At 71.3% G+C, this 17704-nt stretch carries 18 protein-coding genes; 11 read left to right on the top strand and 7 right to left on the bottom strand.

Annotation, left to right across the window (positions count from 1 at the left end; translation table 11 throughout):
* Window positions 1–50 precede the first annotated feature (50 nt).
* Window positions 51–1028 carry an aldo/keto reductase gene (locus ABZT18_RS10540; protein ID WP_355251041.1) on the top strand — a complete coding sequence of 326 codons (978 nt, stop codon included), beginning with the start codon at window positions 51–53 and terminating at the stop codon, window positions 1026–1028.
* Between the two features lie 22 nt (window positions 1029–1050).
* Here ABZT18_RS10540 and ABZT18_RS10535 read toward each other — a convergent pair whose 3' ends face one another.
* From ABZT18_RS10535 to ABZT18_RS10525, 3 genes are read right to left on the bottom strand one after another with little or no spacing between them, the layout of a single operon-like run.
* Window positions 1051–1794 (bottom strand): DUF2071 domain-containing protein, encoded by a 744-nt coding sequence (locus ABZT18_RS10535; RefSeq protein WP_355251038.1) that lies wholly within the window; start codon window positions 1792–1794, stop codon window positions 1051–1053.
* Window positions 1795–1831: 37 nt separating this feature from the next.
* Entirely contained in the window at window positions 1832–2998 is a 1167-nt protein-coding gene (locus ABZT18_RS10530) for a winged helix DNA-binding domain-containing protein (RefSeq protein ID WP_355251035.1), read from the bottom strand.
* Window positions 2995–4128: an epoxide hydrolase gene (locus ABZT18_RS10525; RefSeq protein ID WP_354994378.1), complete on the bottom strand. Its 1134-nt coding sequence runs from the start codon at window positions 4126–4128 to the stop codon at window positions 2995–2997. The genes ABZT18_RS10530 and ABZT18_RS10525 overlap by 4 nt, the downstream gene beginning before the upstream one ends.
* A gap of 62 nt (window positions 4129–4190) precedes the next feature.
* Between ABZT18_RS10525 and ABZT18_RS10520 the strand changes: the two genes are divergently transcribed.
* From ABZT18_RS10520 to ABZT18_RS10510, 3 genes are all read left to right on the top strand, one after another.
* Entirely contained in the window at window positions 4191–5159 is a 969-nt protein-coding gene (locus tag ABZT18_RS10520) for a YafY family protein (protein WP_354994379.1), read from the top strand.
* Window positions 5160–5463: 304 nt separating this feature from the next.
* On the top strand, window positions 5464–6348 hold the full coding sequence (locus ABZT18_RS10515; protein WP_354994380.1) for an alpha/beta hydrolase: 885 nt from the start codon (window positions 5464–5466) through the stop codon (window positions 6346–6348).
* 120 nt (window positions 6349–6468) lie between these two features.
* Window positions 6469–6930 carry a DUF5709 domain-containing protein gene (locus ABZT18_RS10510; RefSeq protein WP_354994381.1) on the top strand — a complete coding sequence of 154 codons (462 nt, stop codon included), beginning with the start codon at window positions 6469–6471 and terminating at the stop codon, window positions 6928–6930.
* Between the two features lie 54 nt (window positions 6931–6984).
* Here ABZT18_RS10510 and ABZT18_RS10505 read toward each other — a convergent pair whose 3' ends face one another.
* The 3 genes from ABZT18_RS10505 to ABZT18_RS10495 form a co-directional block, all read right to left on the bottom strand.
* Window positions 6985–8565 carry a DHA2 family efflux MFS transporter permease subunit gene (locus ABZT18_RS10505; RefSeq protein ID WP_355251032.1) on the bottom strand — a complete coding sequence of 527 codons (1581 nt, stop codon included), beginning with the start codon at window positions 8563–8565 and terminating at the stop codon, window positions 6985–6987.
* A 204-nt stretch (window positions 8566–8769) separates the two neighbouring features.
* Entirely contained in the window at window positions 8770–9573 is an 804-nt protein-coding gene (locus ABZT18_RS10500) for an IclR family transcriptional regulator C-terminal domain-containing protein (protein WP_354991904.1), read from the bottom strand.
* Window positions 9574–9576: 3 nt separating this feature from the next.
* On the bottom strand, window positions 9577–11013 hold the full coding sequence (locus tag ABZT18_RS10495) for an amidohydrolase family protein (protein WP_354991905.1): 1437 nt from the start codon (window positions 11011–11013) through the stop codon (window positions 9577–9579).
* A 195-nt stretch (window positions 11014–11208) separates the two neighbouring features.
* On the opposite strand from ABZT18_RS10495, the gene ABZT18_RS10490 reads away from it, so the two are divergent.
* The 6 genes from ABZT18_RS10490 to ABZT18_RS10465 all read left to right on the top strand — a co-directional run bounded on the left by ABZT18_RS10490 (window position 11209) and on the right by ABZT18_RS10465 (window position 16292).
* Window positions 11209–12345, top strand: a complete 1137-nt coding sequence (locus ABZT18_RS10490; protein WP_354991906.1) for a CoA transferase — start codon at window positions 11209–11211, stop codon at window positions 12343–12345.
* Entirely contained in the window at window positions 12330–13100 is a 771-nt protein-coding gene (locus ABZT18_RS10485) for a citryl-CoA lyase (protein ID WP_354991907.1), read from the top strand. The genes ABZT18_RS10490 and ABZT18_RS10485 overlap by 16 nt, the downstream gene beginning before the upstream one ends.
* Before the next feature lie 30 nt (window positions 13101–13130).
* Window positions 13131–13997: an extradiol ring-cleavage dioxygenase gene (locus tag ABZT18_RS10480; protein ID WP_354991908.1), complete on the top strand. Its 867-nt coding sequence runs from the start codon at window positions 13131–13133 to the stop codon at window positions 13995–13997.
* Complete coding sequence (locus ABZT18_RS10475; protein WP_354991909.1) at window positions 13994–14356, top strand: hypothetical protein; 363 nt, start codon at window positions 13994–13996, stop codon at window positions 14354–14356. The genes ABZT18_RS10480 and ABZT18_RS10475 overlap by 4 nt, the downstream gene beginning before the upstream one ends.
* Window positions 14353–15318 (top strand): zinc-binding alcohol dehydrogenase family protein, encoded by a 966-nt coding sequence (locus ABZT18_RS10470; RefSeq protein ID WP_354991910.1) that lies wholly within the window; start codon window positions 14353–14355, stop codon window positions 15316–15318. The genes ABZT18_RS10475 and ABZT18_RS10470 overlap by 4 nt, the downstream gene beginning before the upstream one ends.
* Window positions 15319–15437: 119 nt before the next feature.
* Complete coding sequence (locus ABZT18_RS10465) at window positions 15438–16292, top strand: helix-turn-helix transcriptional regulator (RefSeq protein WP_354991911.1); 855 nt, start codon at window positions 15438–15440, stop codon at window positions 16290–16292.
* Here the strand turns inward: ABZT18_RS10465 and ABZT18_RS10460 are convergent.
* On the bottom strand, window positions 16249–17064 hold the full coding sequence (locus ABZT18_RS10460) for an AraC family transcriptional regulator (RefSeq protein ID WP_354991912.1): 816 nt from the start codon (window positions 17062–17064) through the stop codon (window positions 16249–16251). The genes ABZT18_RS10465 and ABZT18_RS10460 overlap by 44 nt on opposite strands.
* A 49-nt stretch (window positions 17065–17113) precedes the next feature.
* Here ABZT18_RS10460 and ABZT18_RS10455 point away from each other — a divergent pair, with 49 nt between their 5' ends.
* On the top strand, window positions 17114–17536 hold the full coding sequence (locus ABZT18_RS10455; RefSeq protein WP_354991913.1) for a DUF2000 domain-containing protein: 423 nt from the start codon (window positions 17114–17116) through the stop codon (window positions 17534–17536).
* Window positions 17537–17704: the final 168 nt, after the last annotated feature.

The following is a 17704-nucleotide window of genomic DNA, read 5'->3' as shown; positions in this document are numbered from 1 at the left end:
TGTCACCCGCGCCGGGACGCGAAGCGCATTCCGGTCGTAGCGTAGGACGCATGCGAACAACCACGCTGGGCAAAGCAGGTCCCGAGGTCGGCGTCATCGGCCTTGGCTGCATGGGCATGACTCATGGATACGACATCACCGGCCCCCGTGACGACGACACCTCGATCTCCGTCATCCGGCAGGCACTGGACCTGGGCGCGACGTTGATCGACACATCGGACGTGTACGGGCCGTACACGAACGAGGAACTGGTCGGCAGGGCCCTGGCCGGCGGTCACCGGGAACGGGCCGTTCTGGCGACGAAGGCCGGCCTGGTGGTCACCTCCCCCACCGGCGGTCCCGGCAACTCCCCGAAGATCGGCAACAACGGCCGCCCGGAGCACATCCGCACGGCGATCGACGACAGCCTGCGCCGCCTCGCCACCGACCACGTCGACCTCTACCAGCTGCATCGCGTCGACCCAGAGGTGCCCATCGAGGAGACCTGGGGTGCGATGGCGGAGGTCGTGGCGGCGGGCAAGGCACGACAGATTGGTCTGTCCGAGGTGACGGTGGCCCAGATCGAGCGGGCCCAGGCGGTCCACCCGGTGGCGGCGGTGCAGTCCGAGTTGTCGCTGTGGACCCGCGACCCGCTGGCCGAGGTGCTGCCGTACTGCGTGGCGCAGGGCATCGGCTTCCTGCCGTTCTCCCCGCTCGGTCGCGGTTTCCTCGCCGGCCGGTTCACCTCGTTCGACGACCTGCCCGCCGACGACTTCCGCCGCGGCCTGCCGCGTTTCCAGCAGGACGCGCTACGCGCCAACCTCGCCATCGTCGCCCGGGTCCGGGAGATCGCCGACCGGGCCGGGGTCAGCCCCGCGCAGGTCGCGCTCGCGTGGGCGGTCTCCCAGGGTGACCAGGTCATTCCAATCCCCGGCACCAAGACCCCGAAGTACCTGGTGGACAACTGCGCGGCCGGCGACGTCCGACTCAGCGCCGAGGACCTGACCGACCTCGACGCCCTGCCCGCACCCGAGGGCGGCCGATACTGACAGGCCGGCGGCCCGGCCTCACTCAGCCGGGCCGCCGGACCGCCACCGGCGGGCCGAACCTGACCCCGACACCGGGCGAGTAGAGCACGCTGGCCGGCGGCCCGACCGGTACCGGCAGCCCGGCGGCGGTGACCAACTCGTCGTCGAGGTGCAGAAGCTCGGCCCGGTGCAGCGGCCAGCGCGGATGCCAGTTCGGCAGGTGCAGCGTGCGGCCGTACGCCCGGGTGTGCAGCCCCCAGCGGGCGGTGACGAAGTGCTCGAGCGGGGTCGGTTCGGCGATCTGCTCCCCCACCCGCACCACCATCCGGCTCGCCGCACCCGCGGGCCCGGGCCAGCGACGCCGGCACCGGTAGGTGAGTCGGTCGCCGTCACGGTCCAACCGCATCGACGACCACAGGTACGGCAGCCGCAGCGTCGCGCGGGCGACCAGCACCGGCACCAGGCGGGACGCGTCGAGCGACCGGAACACCACAGCTCGCCGGCCGGTGTCGTCGACCGAGTAGAGCCGGACGTTGGTCTCCCAGAAGGTGCCGAAGTACGGCACCCCGGGGCCGCGGCCAAAGCCCAGCCCGACCATCCGGAAGCCGATCAGCCCGACGTAGCTGACACCGTCGACAGTGTCCGGACGAGTGCCGGCAGGCAGCAGCGGTGCGACGAGTTCCGGAGCGACGGCCCAGTGCAGGAAGGTGAGGTCCTCCCAGCGCTGCCGCAGGATCGCCCAGGGGAAGATCTGCCGGGGCGCGCAGTCGACCGGTTCGATGTCCACACACTCATCCTGCCTGAGGGGATCGGCAGTAGCGGTCTCAGGCGTGCGGACCGACGCTCACCGTGCCGACGGTCAGGGAGGTTCTACCTTCGAGGATCTGACCGACCCGCTCGACCTCCTCCTCCAACTCCTGCTGCCGACCGGCGTCGAGCGCCCGCAGCGGCTCGACAGTGACGTGGATGGCGCGGCCGGAGCGGCGTTGGTGCCACACTCCGGCGACCACCCCTTCGACCAGCAGCACCGGATAGTTGCCGGCCTGCCCACGAGCCAGCGCCCGTTCGGCGGCGGCGCCGGGATAGAGCCGTTCACGCGGGTGGCAGCCGACTGCGTACGCGTCGAAGTAGGGCAGTAACCGCAACCCCGACGGCCGGTCGTCCGGAAAGTCGGTGTCGCCGGCCGCCACCCACGCCGGAACGCCCTCCACCGTCACCTCGGTCAGCTCCAGTGAGCCGAACAGCCACGTCGCCCACCGCAGGGGCACCGACAGCCACTGGGCGAACTGCGCCGGGGTGGCCGGCCCGTACGCGTAGAGGTAGCGGCGGACGAGATCGGCCAGCGCGGCACGGCCGTCCATCGGCGTGAACCCGGGTAGCCAACGCGCCGGGCTGGTGTAGGTGATGGCGCGGCCCCGGTTCGGGCCGAAACAGATCACCCCGCCCCGGGTGGCCGCAGTCATCGCCGCGATCCAGCGGGGCCACCTGTCCTGGAACGCCTCCATGACCCGCTCGCCCGCCCACGGGCCGGTGCGGGCGACGACCTCCTCGGTCAGCTCGACGGTCGTCAACTCGGCCTCGGCCACCGCGTCAGCGATGGCGGCGAGGACCTGCTCGGTCTGCTCGGGGGTCAACAGGTCGCGGCTCTGCTCCCACGCCGGGGCCGGCAACGCGGACAGCGCGCCGATCCACATCGGCAGGTCGGCGGCGGCGAGCAGATGGACGGTCCCGCGCGGCCCGCGTGTCTTGACCAGGGTGCGATCCCTCCAGACCGCCTGGCGCACCAGAGCACGGGTGGCACCCGGGACCCGGAGCCCGACGGACAACTCGGCGGCGGAGGCGACCTGGGCGTGCGCGCCGCACATCGCGGACACCACGTCGGCGACGCCTTCGGCGTCCGGTGCCGCTTCCGCCTCGGATGACGCCGGTGCCGAGAGCCCGTGCCGAGCAAGACGCCGGGCGGATACCTGAGCCCAGGTCAGGTCGGTCATCGCAGGCCCGCGAAGAAGGCGCGGATGTCCGCCGCGTGTGCCAGCGGCTCGTCCATCGCCACGAAGTGGCTGCCCGGGTTGCCCTGCGGCCAGTGGACGATCTTGTTGTCTCGCTCCGCGAGGCGGCGCATCAGTGCGGACCCGCCGCCGTACACGCCGGACGGCACCCGCTGCTGGCCCCTGGGCCAGGCGAACCCGCCGTCATCGGCCAGTGTGAGGCGCTCGTACATGGGCCACGACGACGACCCCGACGTGCCGGTGAACCAGTAGAGGCTCACGTTCGTGAGCAGGTGGTCGCGGTCGATGGCCTGCTCCGGCGTCGGCACCGTCATGGTGAACTCCTTGAACTTGTGCATCATCCAGGCCAGCAGCCCGACCGGCGAGTCGTTCCAGGCGTACGAGAAGGTCTGCGGCGCGGCCCGCAGCAACGCGTGATGGTCCACGCCGCCGCTCATCCACTGCTGCATCTGCTCCCACTCGGCGCGTTCCGGCTCACTCATGCCCGGCACGTCGGCTGCGGTCGGGAAGCCGAAACCTCCGTCGATGTGCACGCCCACCACCTCCTCCGGTGCGACCGTCGCCACCGCCGGCGCGACGTACGCCCCGAGGTCGCCGCCCTGGGTGCCGTACCGGTGGTAGCCGAGGCCGGCCATCAGCTCGGTCCACATCCGGGCGAGCCGGTCGACAGTGAACCCGGCCGGGGGCGCCTGCGAGAAACCGTAGCCGGGCACCGACGGCACCACCACGTGGAACGCCTGCGCCGGGTCCGCGCCGTGGGCACGCGGGTCGGTCAGCGGGCCGATGAGCTCGGTGAACTCGACCATGGAGTTCGGCCAGCCGTGCGTGAGCAGCAACGGCAGCGCGTCCGGCTCGGGCGAGCGGACGTGCAGCAGGTGCACGTCCAGCCCGTCGATCTCGGTGACGAGTTGGGGGAACTCGTTCAGCCGGGCCTCGTGCGCCCGCCAGTCGTAACTGTTCGCCCAGTACGCGGCCAGCTCGCGGAGGTAGTCCACCGGCACCCCACGGTCCCAACCGGCGCCGGGCAACGAGCGGGGCCACCGGGTCCGGGCGAGGCGGTCGCGCAGGTCGTCGAGGTCCGACTGGGGGATGTCGATGCGGAATGGCGTCATGCGGGCCACGCTACGACCCATCTAGGTCAGGTTCTGGCACACATCGCTGGCATTCTGGAGCCATGTCCGACACCCCCGCCCGGCTGCTGGGCCTGCTGTCGCTGTTGCAGACCCCGCGTGAGTGGCCCGGCAGCGAACTCGCCACCCGGCTCGGCGTCAGCCTGCGCACCATCCGTCGCGACGTGGAACGACTGCGTGACCTCGGCTACCCGGTGCAGGCGACGATGGGCTCGGTCGGCGGATACCGCCTGGTCGCGGGCAAGGCGATGCCGCCGCTGTTACTCGACGACGAGGAAGCGGTGGCGATCGCGGTCGGTCTGCGTACCGCCGCCGGTCACTCGGTGGCCGGCATCGAGGAAGCGTCGGTACGGGCGCTGGCGAAACTGGAACAGGTCCTGCCGTCACGACTGCGCCAGCGGGTGCGCGTTCTGGGCGCTGCCACCGAACCCCTGCTCACCTGGGACCGCCCGACGGTTGATCCCGCGCACCTGACCGCCCTGGCCGTCGCCGTGACCAACCGGGAGCAACTGCGATTCACCTACCGCCGCCGCGACGGCGTGCACAGCGAACGGCTCGTCGAGCCGTACAAGCTGGTGTCGGCGGGCCGGCGCTGGTACCTGGTGGGTTACGACAACGACCGCGACGACTGGAGGATCTTCCGGGTCGACCGGATCAGCGACCAGCGGCCCACCCGGACGCGTGTCGCCGCCCGTCAACTGCCGGCACCTGACGCCGCGTCGTTCATGACGGAGAAGCTGCTTGAGCTGACGCCCGTCTACCGGGCGGTGGTGACACTGCACGCACCCGTCGAGCGGGTGGCCGAACCGCTCAGCGGTGCCGGGGTCGACCTGGAGCCGATCGACGCGAACTCGTGCCGGTTGCGTAGCGACGCGGACACCCTGGAATGGCTGGCGTGGCGCCTCCTGACCCTCGGTTGTGAGGTCGAGGTGCACGAGCCGCCTGAGCTGATCGCGTACCTGCGGCAGATCGGCACCCGGGCCACCCGCGCCGCCGGCCAACCAGTGGCGTAGGGCGGGCGCCCACCCGGGGCGACGGCACACCCGTCCGCCGTAGACCGACCTGATCAGCCCGCCCGACGACCCGGAGCACTGCCCGCCCGCGGCGCTGTGGTTGCAGGTACTGCGCGAGGGCCGGGTGCGCCAGCTCACCCTCTTCCACCCCGTCGCGGCGCGGGAGATCCGCCAGCCGGCGCTGATCTGAGAAGAACTTTCCCGTCCCAGCGAACTTTTTCCTCGACCCCCGCATCTGGTCCGCGTCATGCACCAGTTGCCGTGTCGGCACACGCCGCGCGGGTCTCGGATCGGGAGATAGTTCATGGGTCCCACAAACCACGACGTCAGCGCCCTCGCACCGGGTGCCCACACGTTCACCGTCGACGACGTTCGGCAGGTCTACCACGTCGCCGGCACCGGCCCGGTGTGCGTGGCGCACTCCGGCGGCCCCGGCATCGAGTGGGCCTACCTGCGGACGCCCAGCCTCGAAGAGCACTTCACGATGGTGTACGTCGAGCCGGTCGGCACGGGCGCCTCGGGGCGGCTCGGCAGCCCCGACGACTACCGTCTCGACACGTACGTCCGGTTCCTCGACGCCGTCGTCGCGCATCTCGGGGAGCCCCGGGTGTACTTCCTCGGGCACTCGCACGGCGGTTTCGTCGTCCAGCGGTACGCGCTGACGCACCCGGACCGGGTCGCCGGTCTCGCCCTGTACGACACCTCGCCCGTCACCGGCGCCGAGTTCTGGGCCGAGGCGATGGCCGGTCTCGCCGCCTACCCGCAGCGGCACCCGGACCGGCCGGAGGCGGCGGTGGTCCCGGCGGCCTTCGGGCAGATCGGCGCTGCCACCGACGACGAGACGTTGAGCGCGGCACTGCGGGCGGCCGTGCCGGTCTACTTCGCGGACTTCTGGGGCCGCCAGGACGAGTTCGCCCCGTTCCAGGCCGCTGTGCGGATCTGGTCGGCGCCAGCGGGCGCGCAGGACCCCACGCCCTTCGACGTGCGGGACGACCTGGGTGAGATCAGCGCACCCGTCGTGGTGATCGTGGGGGCGTACGACTTCATCTGCGGCCCTCGCCGGGCCGAGCAGTTGCACGCGGGGCTCAAGGATTCCCGCCTGGTGCTGCTGGAGCAGAGCGGGCACTTCGGGCACATCGAGCAGCCGGTGGAGTTCACCCAGGCCGTGGTGGAGCTGCTGCGGCGCTGATCCTCGCCGCACGACGCGCCCCGAGGTCCGTCCGTCACACCGGGCAGGCCTCAAGATGCGGCGGCGTTGAACAGCCATAGGCTGGGTCCATCGCTACACCGTGACGAAGAGGAGACCACCGTGAGCCAGACCGAGCGGATGGATTCCGTTGACGAGTGGAACGTGGCAGAGGACGACGGAGTTCTGGACGCCTCCGACACCCTGGACGACGACCGGGTCGGCGACCCCCTCGACACCGGCATCATCGCCGAGGACCACTGGACGGCGGCGAACCGGTTCGGCACCACGCCCGCCGAGCAGCGGGCGGGCGAGTCTGTGGAGCAGTACCTCGCCCAGGAGGTACCGGACGTCGACCCGTACGCCGAGGGCGGCGACGACGAGGACGAGCTGACCCGCCGGGGGTACGAGCGGGAGGCCCGCGCGGGCCGTCTCGTCGCCTACGACGAGGGCGTCCGCGAGGACGAGGAAGCCGAGTCGGTGGCGTGGGACGCCGGAATCGACGCGGGTGCCGCCAGCGCGGAGGAAGCCGCGATGCACGTGGTCGAGGACCCCGACGGGCCCGGCGACGGCCCGTTGCGCTGACGCCGTACCCGCCGCGCTCAGCACCGCACCGGGTGCTGAGCGCGGCGGTGTCGGTCAGTGGATGACGACGGGCGTCTTGACCTGCTCGCCCTGCGGGTCGTCGAGCTGCGCCGGCTGACGCCGACGCGGCAGCAGCGCGGCCGGGATGAACGTGAGCAGGACCAGCGCGAACGCGACCCAGAACGTGGTCGCGAACGACTTGGCGGCGAAGTCGAGCCCGCGCTCGATGATCGACGGGTCCACCGGCATCTGCTGGAGCAGCTCTGGCCGCTGCTGGGCGGCGATGGCCAGCCCGGCCTCGGTGACCGGCTTACCGCTGGGGTCGACCATGCCGGGGATCGGCCGGGAGCCGTTCAGCTCGTTGGTGAGGATCACCGACATCACGGCGGCGCCGACCGACCCGCCGATCTGTTGGAGGATGTTGACCAACGTCGAGCCGCGCGCCACCTCCTGGGCCTGCAACGTCCGCAGCGCCGACGTCATGATCGGCATCATCGTGCCGCCCATGCCCAGGCCCATCACGAACAGCGACCCACCGAGCAGCCAGTACGAGGTCTGCGGGTCGACCTGGGTGAAGCCGAAGAACCCGATGACGATGAGGGCCAGCGCGAACGGGACGGTGCGGCCGATCGGCACCCGGTCGGCCAGCGTGCCGGCGATCGGCATGGTCATCATCGCGCCGATGCCCTGCGGGGCCATCAGCAGACCGGCGGCCAGCGTCGTCTCACCGCGCACCTGCAGGAAGTAGCTCGGGAACAGCAGGCCGGCGCCCATGAACGCGATGATGAACACGAACAGGGTCACCGAGGCGATGGTCAGACTGCGGTTGCGGAACAGCCGCAGGTCGAGCAGTGGATGCCGGGGCTTGAACGAGTAGAGAACGAACGCCACCACCAGCGCGCCGCCGACCAGCATCGGGGCCCATACCTTGGCCTCGGAGAAGGTGCCCGCCTCCGGCAGCGACGAGACGCCGTAGAGGAACAGGGCGAGGCCCGGCGAGAGCATGATCATGCCGATGAAGTCGAACGACTGGGACGGCTCGGGAGCGTCCTTCGGGAGCGCCATCTGCGCGTAGATCAGCGCGACGACGCCGATCGGCAGGTTGATCAGGAAGATCCAGTGCCAGCTCGCGACGTCGATCAGCCAACCACCGAGGATCGGGCCGCCGATCGGCCCGAGCAGCATCGGGATGCCGAGGACGGCCATCAACCGGCCGATCCGGTGCGGGCCGGCCGCCCGGGTCATGATGGTCATGCCCAGCGGCATGAGCATGCCGCCGCCGAGACCCTGCAGGACGCGGTAGCCGATCAGCTCACCGATCGTGTCGGCCGTGGCGCAGAGCCCCGACCCGATCGTGAACAGGGCCAGCGCCACCATGTAGAGCCGTTTGGTGCCGAACCGGTCTGCCGCCCACCCGCTGAGCGGGATCACGGTGGCGAGCGCGAGGGTGTAACCGGTCATCGTCCACGCGACGCGCGCGTAGCTCGCGTCGAACTCACTCTGGAAGGTGGGCAGCGCCACGCTGACCACCGTGACGTCGAGGATCGACATGATCGCGCCAAGGACGACGACGCCGGCCACCTTGAGCACCGCGGCGTCGAGTTTGTCCGACGTCGCGACGGATTGCTGTGTCACAGACTCTCCTGAAGTCGATTGAGCCGGCCATGGTGGGCGGTGGCGGCGATGCCGCGCCGACCAGGCGCGGGGCGCGACGTACCGAGGCAACGAAGCGCGGAGGCAGACTATCCGCCAGGTGTGACGATTCGCCGCCGAATTTCGTGACCACCCGGCGGCGCATCCGAACGGCCGTCCGATTACAACCGGACGTCGGGGTGTCGATCAGGCGGTGACCACCGGCACGGCGGCGGTCAGCGCCCAGTCGTGCCCGATGTCGGCGGCGGCGCGCAGCAACCTCGGAAGGTGCTCTTCCCGCAGGGTCTCCAACGAGGTCTCGGCCGCGTGCACGGTCACGTTGATCGCGGCGACGACCCGGCCGTCGCCGTCGCGTACGCCGGTGGCGACGGACCGGATTCCCGGGGCCAGGTCCTGGTCGGCGAGCGCCCAGCCCTTCGCCCGGACCTCACGCAGCGCGGCGTCCAGGTCGCCCGGCGAGGGCTGCAAGCGCGGCGTGATGCCGGAGCGGGTCGGCTCGGCGAGCACGGCGGCCAGGGTCTGCGGGGGCAGCGCCGCGAGCAGCACCTTGCCCATCGACGTCGCGGGGGCCGGGAATCGGGTGCCGATGGTGACGGCGAGCGTGACGATCTTCGGGACGGCCACGCGGGCGACGTAGACGATGTCGCTGCCGTCGAGCTGGGCCATCGAGGTCGACTCGTTGGTCTGCGCGACCAGCTTCTCCATGTGCGGACGGGCCACGTCCCACATGTTCAGCGCGTTGACGTACGCCATCCCCAGTTCCAGGACGCGCGGGGTGAGGGTGTGTCCACGGCCGACCGCGCGGACGTAGCCCAGCGCCTCGAGCGTGATGAGGATGCGCCGGACCGTGGGTCGGGCGAGGCCGGTGGCGGCGGCGATCTCGCTGAGCGTCATCGACGGGCAGGCCGGACGGAAGGAGCGCAGGACGTCGAGACCACGGGCGAGAGCCTCGATGAAGTCGGGTCCGGCGCCCCTTCCGGTGTCACTCATGTCCTAATGCTTCCACTGCGCCGAGCCGGCGTCCCACTCGGTGTACTGGTACGGGTTCTCCAGGATCGCGGTCTCGGGGATGTCCGGGTCCATGCCCCGCTGCCACGCCTCCTCCCCCATCGCCTCGCGAAGGTGGTCGATGGTGGAGACCACCCTGGCCCGCGCGGCGGCGAGGTCGACGCCGACGAGGCGGCCGTCCTGCTTGACGACCCGGCCGCCCACCAGCACGGTGTGCACGTCGCCACGCTGAGCCTGGAAGACGACGTGACCGTGCGGGTTCAGGATCGGGAACATCACCGGCGAGGCGTCGTTCTTGATCAGGACGACGTCGGCCTGCCGGCCGGGGGTGAGGGCGCCGATCGTGGAGTCCATGCCGAGCGCACGCGCGCCACCTCGGGTGGCCCACTCGACGACCTGCTCGGCGCGCAGGTGGCAGTGGGTGATGGTCTCCTGCTTGGCGTGCGCCTCCAGGTGCTCCCGGGAGCGGTCCGCGCCGAGCGTGCTCCGCATCGCCGAGAAGAGGTCACCGCTCCACCACACGCTGGTGTCCATCGACAGCGACACGGGAATGTCGTGGTGGCGCAGCTGCCAGGTGGGCGGGTAGCCCTGCCCGGCGCTCTGCTCGCTCTCGGTCGAGACGGAGACGGACCCGCCGGTCGCGGCGATCCGGTTGTACGAGTCGTGGGTGAGCGTCGCCGCGTGCACGTAGACGGTCGAGGGGTTCATGAACCCGTTCTCGTGCATCAGCCGGATGCCGTCGTCGTTGGTGGCGCCCCAGACGCCGGCGTGCGTGGTCACCGCGGCGCCCAACTCCCGGGCCACCTCGAAGGCGGCCCGCTCCGGGAAGGCGGGATCGCCGGTGACGTCGAACGCCATCTGGAAGCCGGCCAGCTTGCCACCGTCGATGCGGCGGCGATGGAAGTCGCGGAACTCCGGCGAGGTGGCCCACTCCCAGGGGCCCTGCTGGATGTTGCCGTAGGCGAGCACGAACCGTCCGTCGACCGCCTCCAGGGCGTCGACGGCGGCGTCGGCGTGCTCGGGCGTCTGCAGCCCGTGCGACCAGTCGACGGTGGTGGTGACACCCGCGTCGATCGCCTCGATCGCGCCGAGCAGGTTGCCGGCGTAGACGTCCTCGGGCCGGAACAGCTTGCCGGACTCGAGGTAGTACCAGACGAAGTACTGCGTGAGGGTCCAGTCGGCGCCGTACCCGCGCATGGCCGTCTGCCACATGTGCCGGTGGGTGTCGACCATGCCCGGCATGAGGATGCCGTCGGTGGCATCGATCTCCAGGGCGTCGTCGGGTGCGGTGAGGCCGACACCGACCTCCGCGATCCGGTCGCCGACGACCAGCACGTCGGCGCCGGGCAGCACCGTGTGCGCGTCGTCCATGGTGAGAACCAGGCCGTTACGGAAGACCACCGGCCGGTCGGTTGCGCTCATCGCCACCCATTCCTTTCCGGGTACGAGGGATCCGGACCGTTGTCCGCTGTGCGGCCAGCCCGAGTGGCGCAAGTGTGGTCCCGGTCACGATTGGTGTCAAGGGCATGGTTCCGCACGCTGAACCAGTCGTTGACAGGCACTGCGAGGTGACGCAAGCTGTTCGGGCGGACAGGTGTCCGCAGAACGGGCGGAAACATGGTGCAGCATTCGACGGGGCCGTTGGCCGGCCTGCTCGTCGCGGACTTCTCCCGCATCCTCGCCGGGCCGTACGCGACGATGCTCCTGGCAGACCTGGGCGCACAGGTGATCAAAGTGGAGAGCCCCGGTGGCGACGACACCCGCACCTGGATGCCGCCCACCCGCGACGGCGTCTCGACGTACTACCTCGGCATCAACCGCAACAAGCGGTCGGTCGCCCTGGACCTCAAGAAGCCCGACGACCTGGCCGCCGCGCAGGAGCTGGCCCGCCGCGCCGACGTGATGATCGAGAACTTCCGGCCCGGTGGCCTCGCCCGGTTCGGCCTCGACTACGACAGCGTCACCGCGAGCAACGAGAAGATCGTGTACGCGAGCATCAGCGGTTTCGGCACGGGCGCCGGCAAGGACTTTCCCGGCTACGACCTGATGGTGCAGGCGATCTCCGGCCTGATGAGCCTCACCGGCGACCCGGACGGTTCGCCGTACCGGGCCGGGATCTCCGTCTTCGACGTGATGGCCGGGCTGCACGCGAGCATCGGCATCCTCGCCGCGCTGCACCACCGTGGAGAGACCGGGCGGGGTCAGCACGTCGAGGTCAACCTGCTCAGCTCGGCGCTGTCCGGGCTGGTCAACCACTCCAGCGGCTACGTCGCCGGCGGCACCGTCCCGTTCCGGATGGGCAACGCGCACCCCAGCCTCTTCCCGTACGAGCCACTGCCCACCGCCGACGGCGAGCTGATCGTCATCGCCGGCAACGACGGGCAGTTCCGCAAGCTCTGCCAGGTGCTCGACCTGCCCGGCCTGCCCGACGACCCACGCTTCGGCCGCAACCAGGACCGCACCGCCAACCGCGAGGAGTTGCGACCCCTGCTGGTCGAACGACTCGCCAAGCGGACCAAGGACGAGTGGTTCCGGGACCTGCTCGCCGCGGGCGTCCCGTGCGCGCCGATCAACACCATCGACGGCGGTGTGGCACTCGCGCAGGAGCTGGGGCTCGACCCGGTCGTCGCCGTCGGCGACGTGCCCGGTGTCCGCAACCCCATCACCTTCTCCGACACCCCGGCCCGGTACGAGCTGCCGCCGCCCGGGCTCGACGAACACGGCGAGGAGATCCGCGCGTGGCTGAAGAGCTGAGCTTCCCGACCGGGATCGGCACGTCCGACCCGACGACCATCTCGCTGCTCGGGCAGGACCTGGCCGGCGACCTCATGGGCAAGGTCGGCTTCGGCGAGCTGGCGTACTGGCTGGTCGCCGGCCGCCGTCCCACCCCCGGTGAGGTACGGGTCTTCGAGGCGGTGCTGGTGGCGCTCGCCGACCACGGTTTCACCCCGACGGCGATCGCGGCCCGGCTGACGTACCTGTCAGCGCCCGAGTCGTTGCAGGGCGCGCTCGCCGCGGGCCTGCTCGGCGGTGGTTCCCGCTTCCTCGGCGTCACCGAGGACTGTGGACGGTTCCTCGCCGACACGCTCGCGCAGGCCGGCGAGGTGACCGACTACGACGCGGTGGCGCTCGACGCGGTCACCCGGGCCAAGCAGGAGCGCCGGCTGGTCCCCGGGCTCGGGCACCCCGTGCACAAGGAGCAGGACCCGCGCACCCCCGTGCTGATCCGGATCGCCACCGAGGAGGGCCTGCACGGGCCGCACCTGCGGCTGTTCGAGGCGATCGGGCGGGTGCACCCGCAGGTGCTCGGCCGGACCCTGCCGCTCAACGGCGCCGGGGTCTGCGGCGCGGCGCTCGCCGACCTCGGGCTTCCCGTCGAGATGCTGCGCGGTTTCGCCCTGCTGGCCCGCGCGGCGGGGCTGCTCGGGCACCTCGCCGAGGAGCGGCGGCGGCCGCTCGGCATGGACATCTACCGCACCGTGGACCGCAACGCCGTCTACGAGCCCTGAGACCCCCTCTGCTGCAGCGAAAGGAGCGGAATGGCTACCGTCGTCGCGGTCATCGCCTCCACCCATCACCCCTTCTACTACCGGGCCAGCACGGCCACCGGCGAGGATCGACCACCGTTCGCCGACGAGTGGACCCGCAAGATCCTGGCCTTCCGCGAGACGTTGACGCGGGCCAGGCCCGACGTGCTGGTGATGGTCGGCTCCGACCACTTCCACCAGCTCTGGCTGGACAACATGCCGCAGTTCCTGGTCGGCAAGGCGCCCAGCTACGACGCCAACTGGTACAACGAGGAGCGCGAGTTCGGGCTGCCCCGGATGCTGCTCAAGGGCCAGGAGGACCTGTCCGGGCACATCCTGCGAGCCGGGCTCGACTCCGGGTTCGACCTCGCGTTCAGCAACGAGCTGCGAATCGACCACAGCATCACCTGCCCGATCATCACGCTGCGGCCCGAGGCCGACCTGCCGATCGTGCCGATCTACACGAACATCTTCGCGCCGCCCCTGCCGCAGCCGAAGCGCTTCGTCCAGCTCGGCGAGGCCATCCGCGAGATCGTCGAGTCCTGGCCGTCGCACCTGCGGGTGGCCGTCATCGGCACCGGCCACCTCTCCCTGGAGCTGGGCGGCCCCCGGCAGTTCGGTCCGCACGGCCCGGACCCGGAGTTCGACCAGCGCGCCGTCGAGTGGATCGCCAACGGCGACCTGGACGGGTGCCTGCGCGAGGTCACGTTGGACAGCCTGCACTCCCCGGGCAATGCCACCCACGGCTTCATGGACTTCATGCTCATGATGGGTGTGGCCGGGGCCGGCGTGAAGGCCGACTACGTCGACACCTTCGATCTGTTCCACACCATGGAGGCGTACTTCACCTGGTACCCGAACGGAGCGCCGGCGGCATGAGCAAATACCTGCTGAACAAGTTCCTCTTCATGGTCGACCGGGACCCCGAGCTGGTCGAGCGCTATCGGAGCGACCCGCGCGAGCTGGTCACCTGGTGGGAGGCCGAGTGCGCCAACACGGTGCTGAACTGCCACACCGGCGAGGCGAGCACCTGGCTGCGCTTCGACGAGGTGGAGCGTGAGGCGCTGGCCACCCACGACCACGTGAAGCTGTTCGAGTTGGGGGCGCACCCGTTCCTCACCCTGACCCTCTTCATCGCCCTCTTCGAACGGGACAACACCGAGCCGCTGGAGTACCAGAAGTCCTACGGCGCCCGGCTGGCCCACTTCGCGCTGCCCTACCCGGACATCGCGACGTGATCCGCGCGGCCCTGCTCAACGCCTGCGGCACCCCACCGACGATTGCCGAGCGGCCGGCCCCCGTACCGGTCGACGGCGAGGCGGCGGTCACCGTCGAGGCCGTGCCGATCACCCCGCTGGACGTGCTCTGTGCCAGCGGCACCAGCTACTTCGGCACGCCGACCACCCCGTACGTGCCGGGCGTGCAGGGTGTCGGCCGCCTTGCCGATGGCGCACCCGTGTGGTTCGGCACCTCGGCCGGGATGAGGCCGGGCGTCGACGGCAGCATGGCGACCACGGTCGCGGTGCCTGCCGTCGACGTGGTGGCGCTGCCGCCCGGCGTACCCCTGACCCTGCTCGCGGCCCTGGGCCTCTCCGCGGTCGCCGCGCACGCGGCCCTGACCCACGACGGCGGTCTGGGCGTCGGCGAGCAGGTCATCGTGCTCGGCGCCGGCGGTGTGGTCGGCCAGGCGGCAGTCCAGCTGGCTCTGCTCGGCGGGGCCCGCCGGGTCATCGCGGTGGCCCGCTCGGCCTCCGCGCGGGCCCGCGCGGAGGAGCTCGGCGCCGCCGTCGCCATCCCGCTGCTCCCCGACGACGACGTCGCGTCCATGGCCGACCGGCTGCGCCACGTCGCCGACGGCCCGGTCGACCTCGTCCTCGACCCGGTCTTCGGTGTTCCGGCCGCGGCGGCGCTGCGGGTGCTGCGTCCGGGTGGCCGCCTGGTCAACCTGGGCAGTGCCGGCGGCGCGACCGCGCCCATCGAGTCCGCCGTGCTGCGCAGCGGCTCGCTGCGGATGATTGGCTACACCAACAACGGGTTGTCGACCGAGCAGCGGGCGGCGGCGCTGACTGTGGTGGCCGAGCACGCGGCGGCGGGCCGGCTCACCGTCGACCACGAGATCGTGCCGTTCGACTCGGTCGCGGATGCCTGGGCCCGGCAGGACGCCGGCACCGCCTCCGGCCGTATCGTCCTCGCCCTCTGAGGCGGACCTGGCCCGGCCAGGATCCGGGCGTCGACCCGCTAGGCGGAACACTGCGGCCCGGCACGCGTGTTGCATTCAACGTGCCGGTCCACCGCCGGCGTCCGCCGATCGGAGGCACCGTGGACCGCGCCCAACTGGCCAGCTTCCTGCGTACGCGACGGGAGGCGCTCCAGCCTGAGGACGTGGGGCTGCCCCGGGGTCAGCGCCGGCGTACCGAAGGGTTGCGGCGCGAGGAAGTCGCCGCGTTGAGCGGTATGTCCACCGACTACTACAGCCGGCTGGAGCAGCAGCGGGGGCCGCACCCCTCCGAGCAGATGCTCGCCGCCCTGGCCCGGGGCCTGCGGCTCTCCCTGACCGAACGGGACCACCTGTTCCAGCTCGCCGGGCACGCCGTCCCGCACCGTACGGTCCGGGCCGATCACGTCAACCCGGGAATGATGCGCATCCTCGACCGGCTGCACGACACTCCCGCCCAGGTGGTGAACCACCTCGGCGAAACCCTGGCGCAGACCGCACCGGCCATCGCCCTGCTCGGCGACGAGACCCGGCACACCGGGCTGGCGCGCAGCGCACACCACCGCTGGTTCACCGACACGCAGGCGCGGCAGTTGCACCCGGCGGAGGACCACCAGACGCAGAGCCGGCTCCTCGTGGCGCACCTGCACGCGTCGTACACCCGCGACGGCCGGGGCTCGCGGGCCGCGACGATCGTCGATTCGCTGCTGGCCACGAGCCCGGAGTTCGCGCAGTTTTGGCGGGAGCACCCGGTGCCGGGCGGCTACTGCCCGTCGAAGCACTTCATCCACCCCGAGGTGGGGCCGCTGGAGCTGCACTGCCAGACCCTGGTGGATCCCGACCAGTCCCAGACGTTGCTGGTCTTCACCGCCGTACCCGGGTCGGAGAGCGACGAGAAGCTGCGGCTGCTCTCCGTCATCGGCGCCCAGACCGTAAGGCCGGGAATCGGGCCGGGCTGACGCCCAGGTACCGCCGGAAGTGGCGGGTCAGGTGCGCCTGGTCGAAGAAACCGGCCTCGGCGGCGGCCTCGGCGGGGCGCTGCCCGGCCAGGAGTAGGCGGCGCGCGAGCTCGACCCGGCGACCGGTCAGGTACGCGTGTGGGGGCACTCCGTGCACGTGGGTGAACGCCCGGACCAGGTGGGTCGGGTGGGCGTGCAGCACCTCGGCGGCCTCCCTCAGGGTGATGCCCTCGATGGTCCGGGCGTCCAGCAGCTCACGTAGTCGGACCGCGAGGCCGCATACGACCGGTTGGACGCTGACCGGGGCACGCTGCCGCAACTGCTGGCGAAGCCGGTCCAGGATGAGCGCGAGCCGACTCTCGGCCTCGAACTCGTCTCCGGGTGCGGCGAGCACCTGGTGCAGGTGGTGGATCCGGTCCCGCAGGTGCGGATCGGCCACGTCCGGCTCGTCGACCGCCCGACCGACCAGCTCGGCACCGAGCGCCGAGGTGTCGAGGTACAGGACCCGCTTGCGGAAGCCGTCCGGTGTGGCGGAGCGGCCGTCGTGCGGCACGTACGGCGGCAGCAGGGTGACCGACGTGCGCAGCGCGCCGTGCCGGTGCCGGTCAAGGTCGAAGCGGACCGCGCCGTCGTCGACGATCAACAACGTCCACACGTCGTGGATGTGCCGGGGGTAGGCGTGATCCACAAAGTGGGCGTGGAAGACCTCGGCGACCCCACTTACCGCGGGTCGCCACGCGCTGACGTGCGAGCCCGTCGGGCGGGTGGCCACGCTAAGAACGTACAAGACCGGTCGGCGGCGGGCGAGCAGGCTCGATGCCATGACCGAACCGATCCGATTTTCCACCAAGATCGCCGTGCTGCTCCGCAACGACCTGGCGAGCTGGCAGCGCCTGAACGTCACCGCCTTCCTGGTCAGCGGCATCGCGAACGCCGAGCCGGAACTGCTCGGCGAGGAGTACCGCGATGCGGACGGCACCCGTTACCTGCCGATGTTCGGCCAGCCGGTGCTGGTCTTCGCCGGCGATCGGGCGGCACTGGTCGGCGCGCACTCGCGCGCACTCACCCGCGGGTTGCGTCTGTCGATCTTCACGTCTGAGCTGTTCGCCACCGGCAACGACCGGGACAACCGCGCAGCCGTGCAGGCGGTCGGTCGGGAAAAGCTCGACCTGGTGGGCCTGGCGCTGCACGCCCCACGAAACGTGGTGGACAAGGTGTTCAAGGGCACGACCATGCACCCCTGACCACGTCGGTGCCCCTCGGCACGCCAACAACCCCAACTGACCGCGGCCCCAGCGGGTCGGCGCCGAGACACTCGGCGCCCGCCCCCCCCACCGGGGAGCCCAACGGCCCCCCCACCACCCCCCCGCCCGCACCAGAGGGCCCCCCCCGCCGGACGGCCCCCCCCCACC

Source organism: Micromonospora sp. NPDC005291 (assembly GCF_040607415.1).
In the GTDB taxonomy this organism is placed as follows: domain Bacteria; phylum Actinomycetota; class Actinomycetes; order Mycobacteriales; family Micromonosporaceae; genus Micromonospora.
The sequence above is the reverse complement of the archived record's forward strand: the minus strand, read 5'-3'. Positions and strand labels throughout refer to the sequence as shown.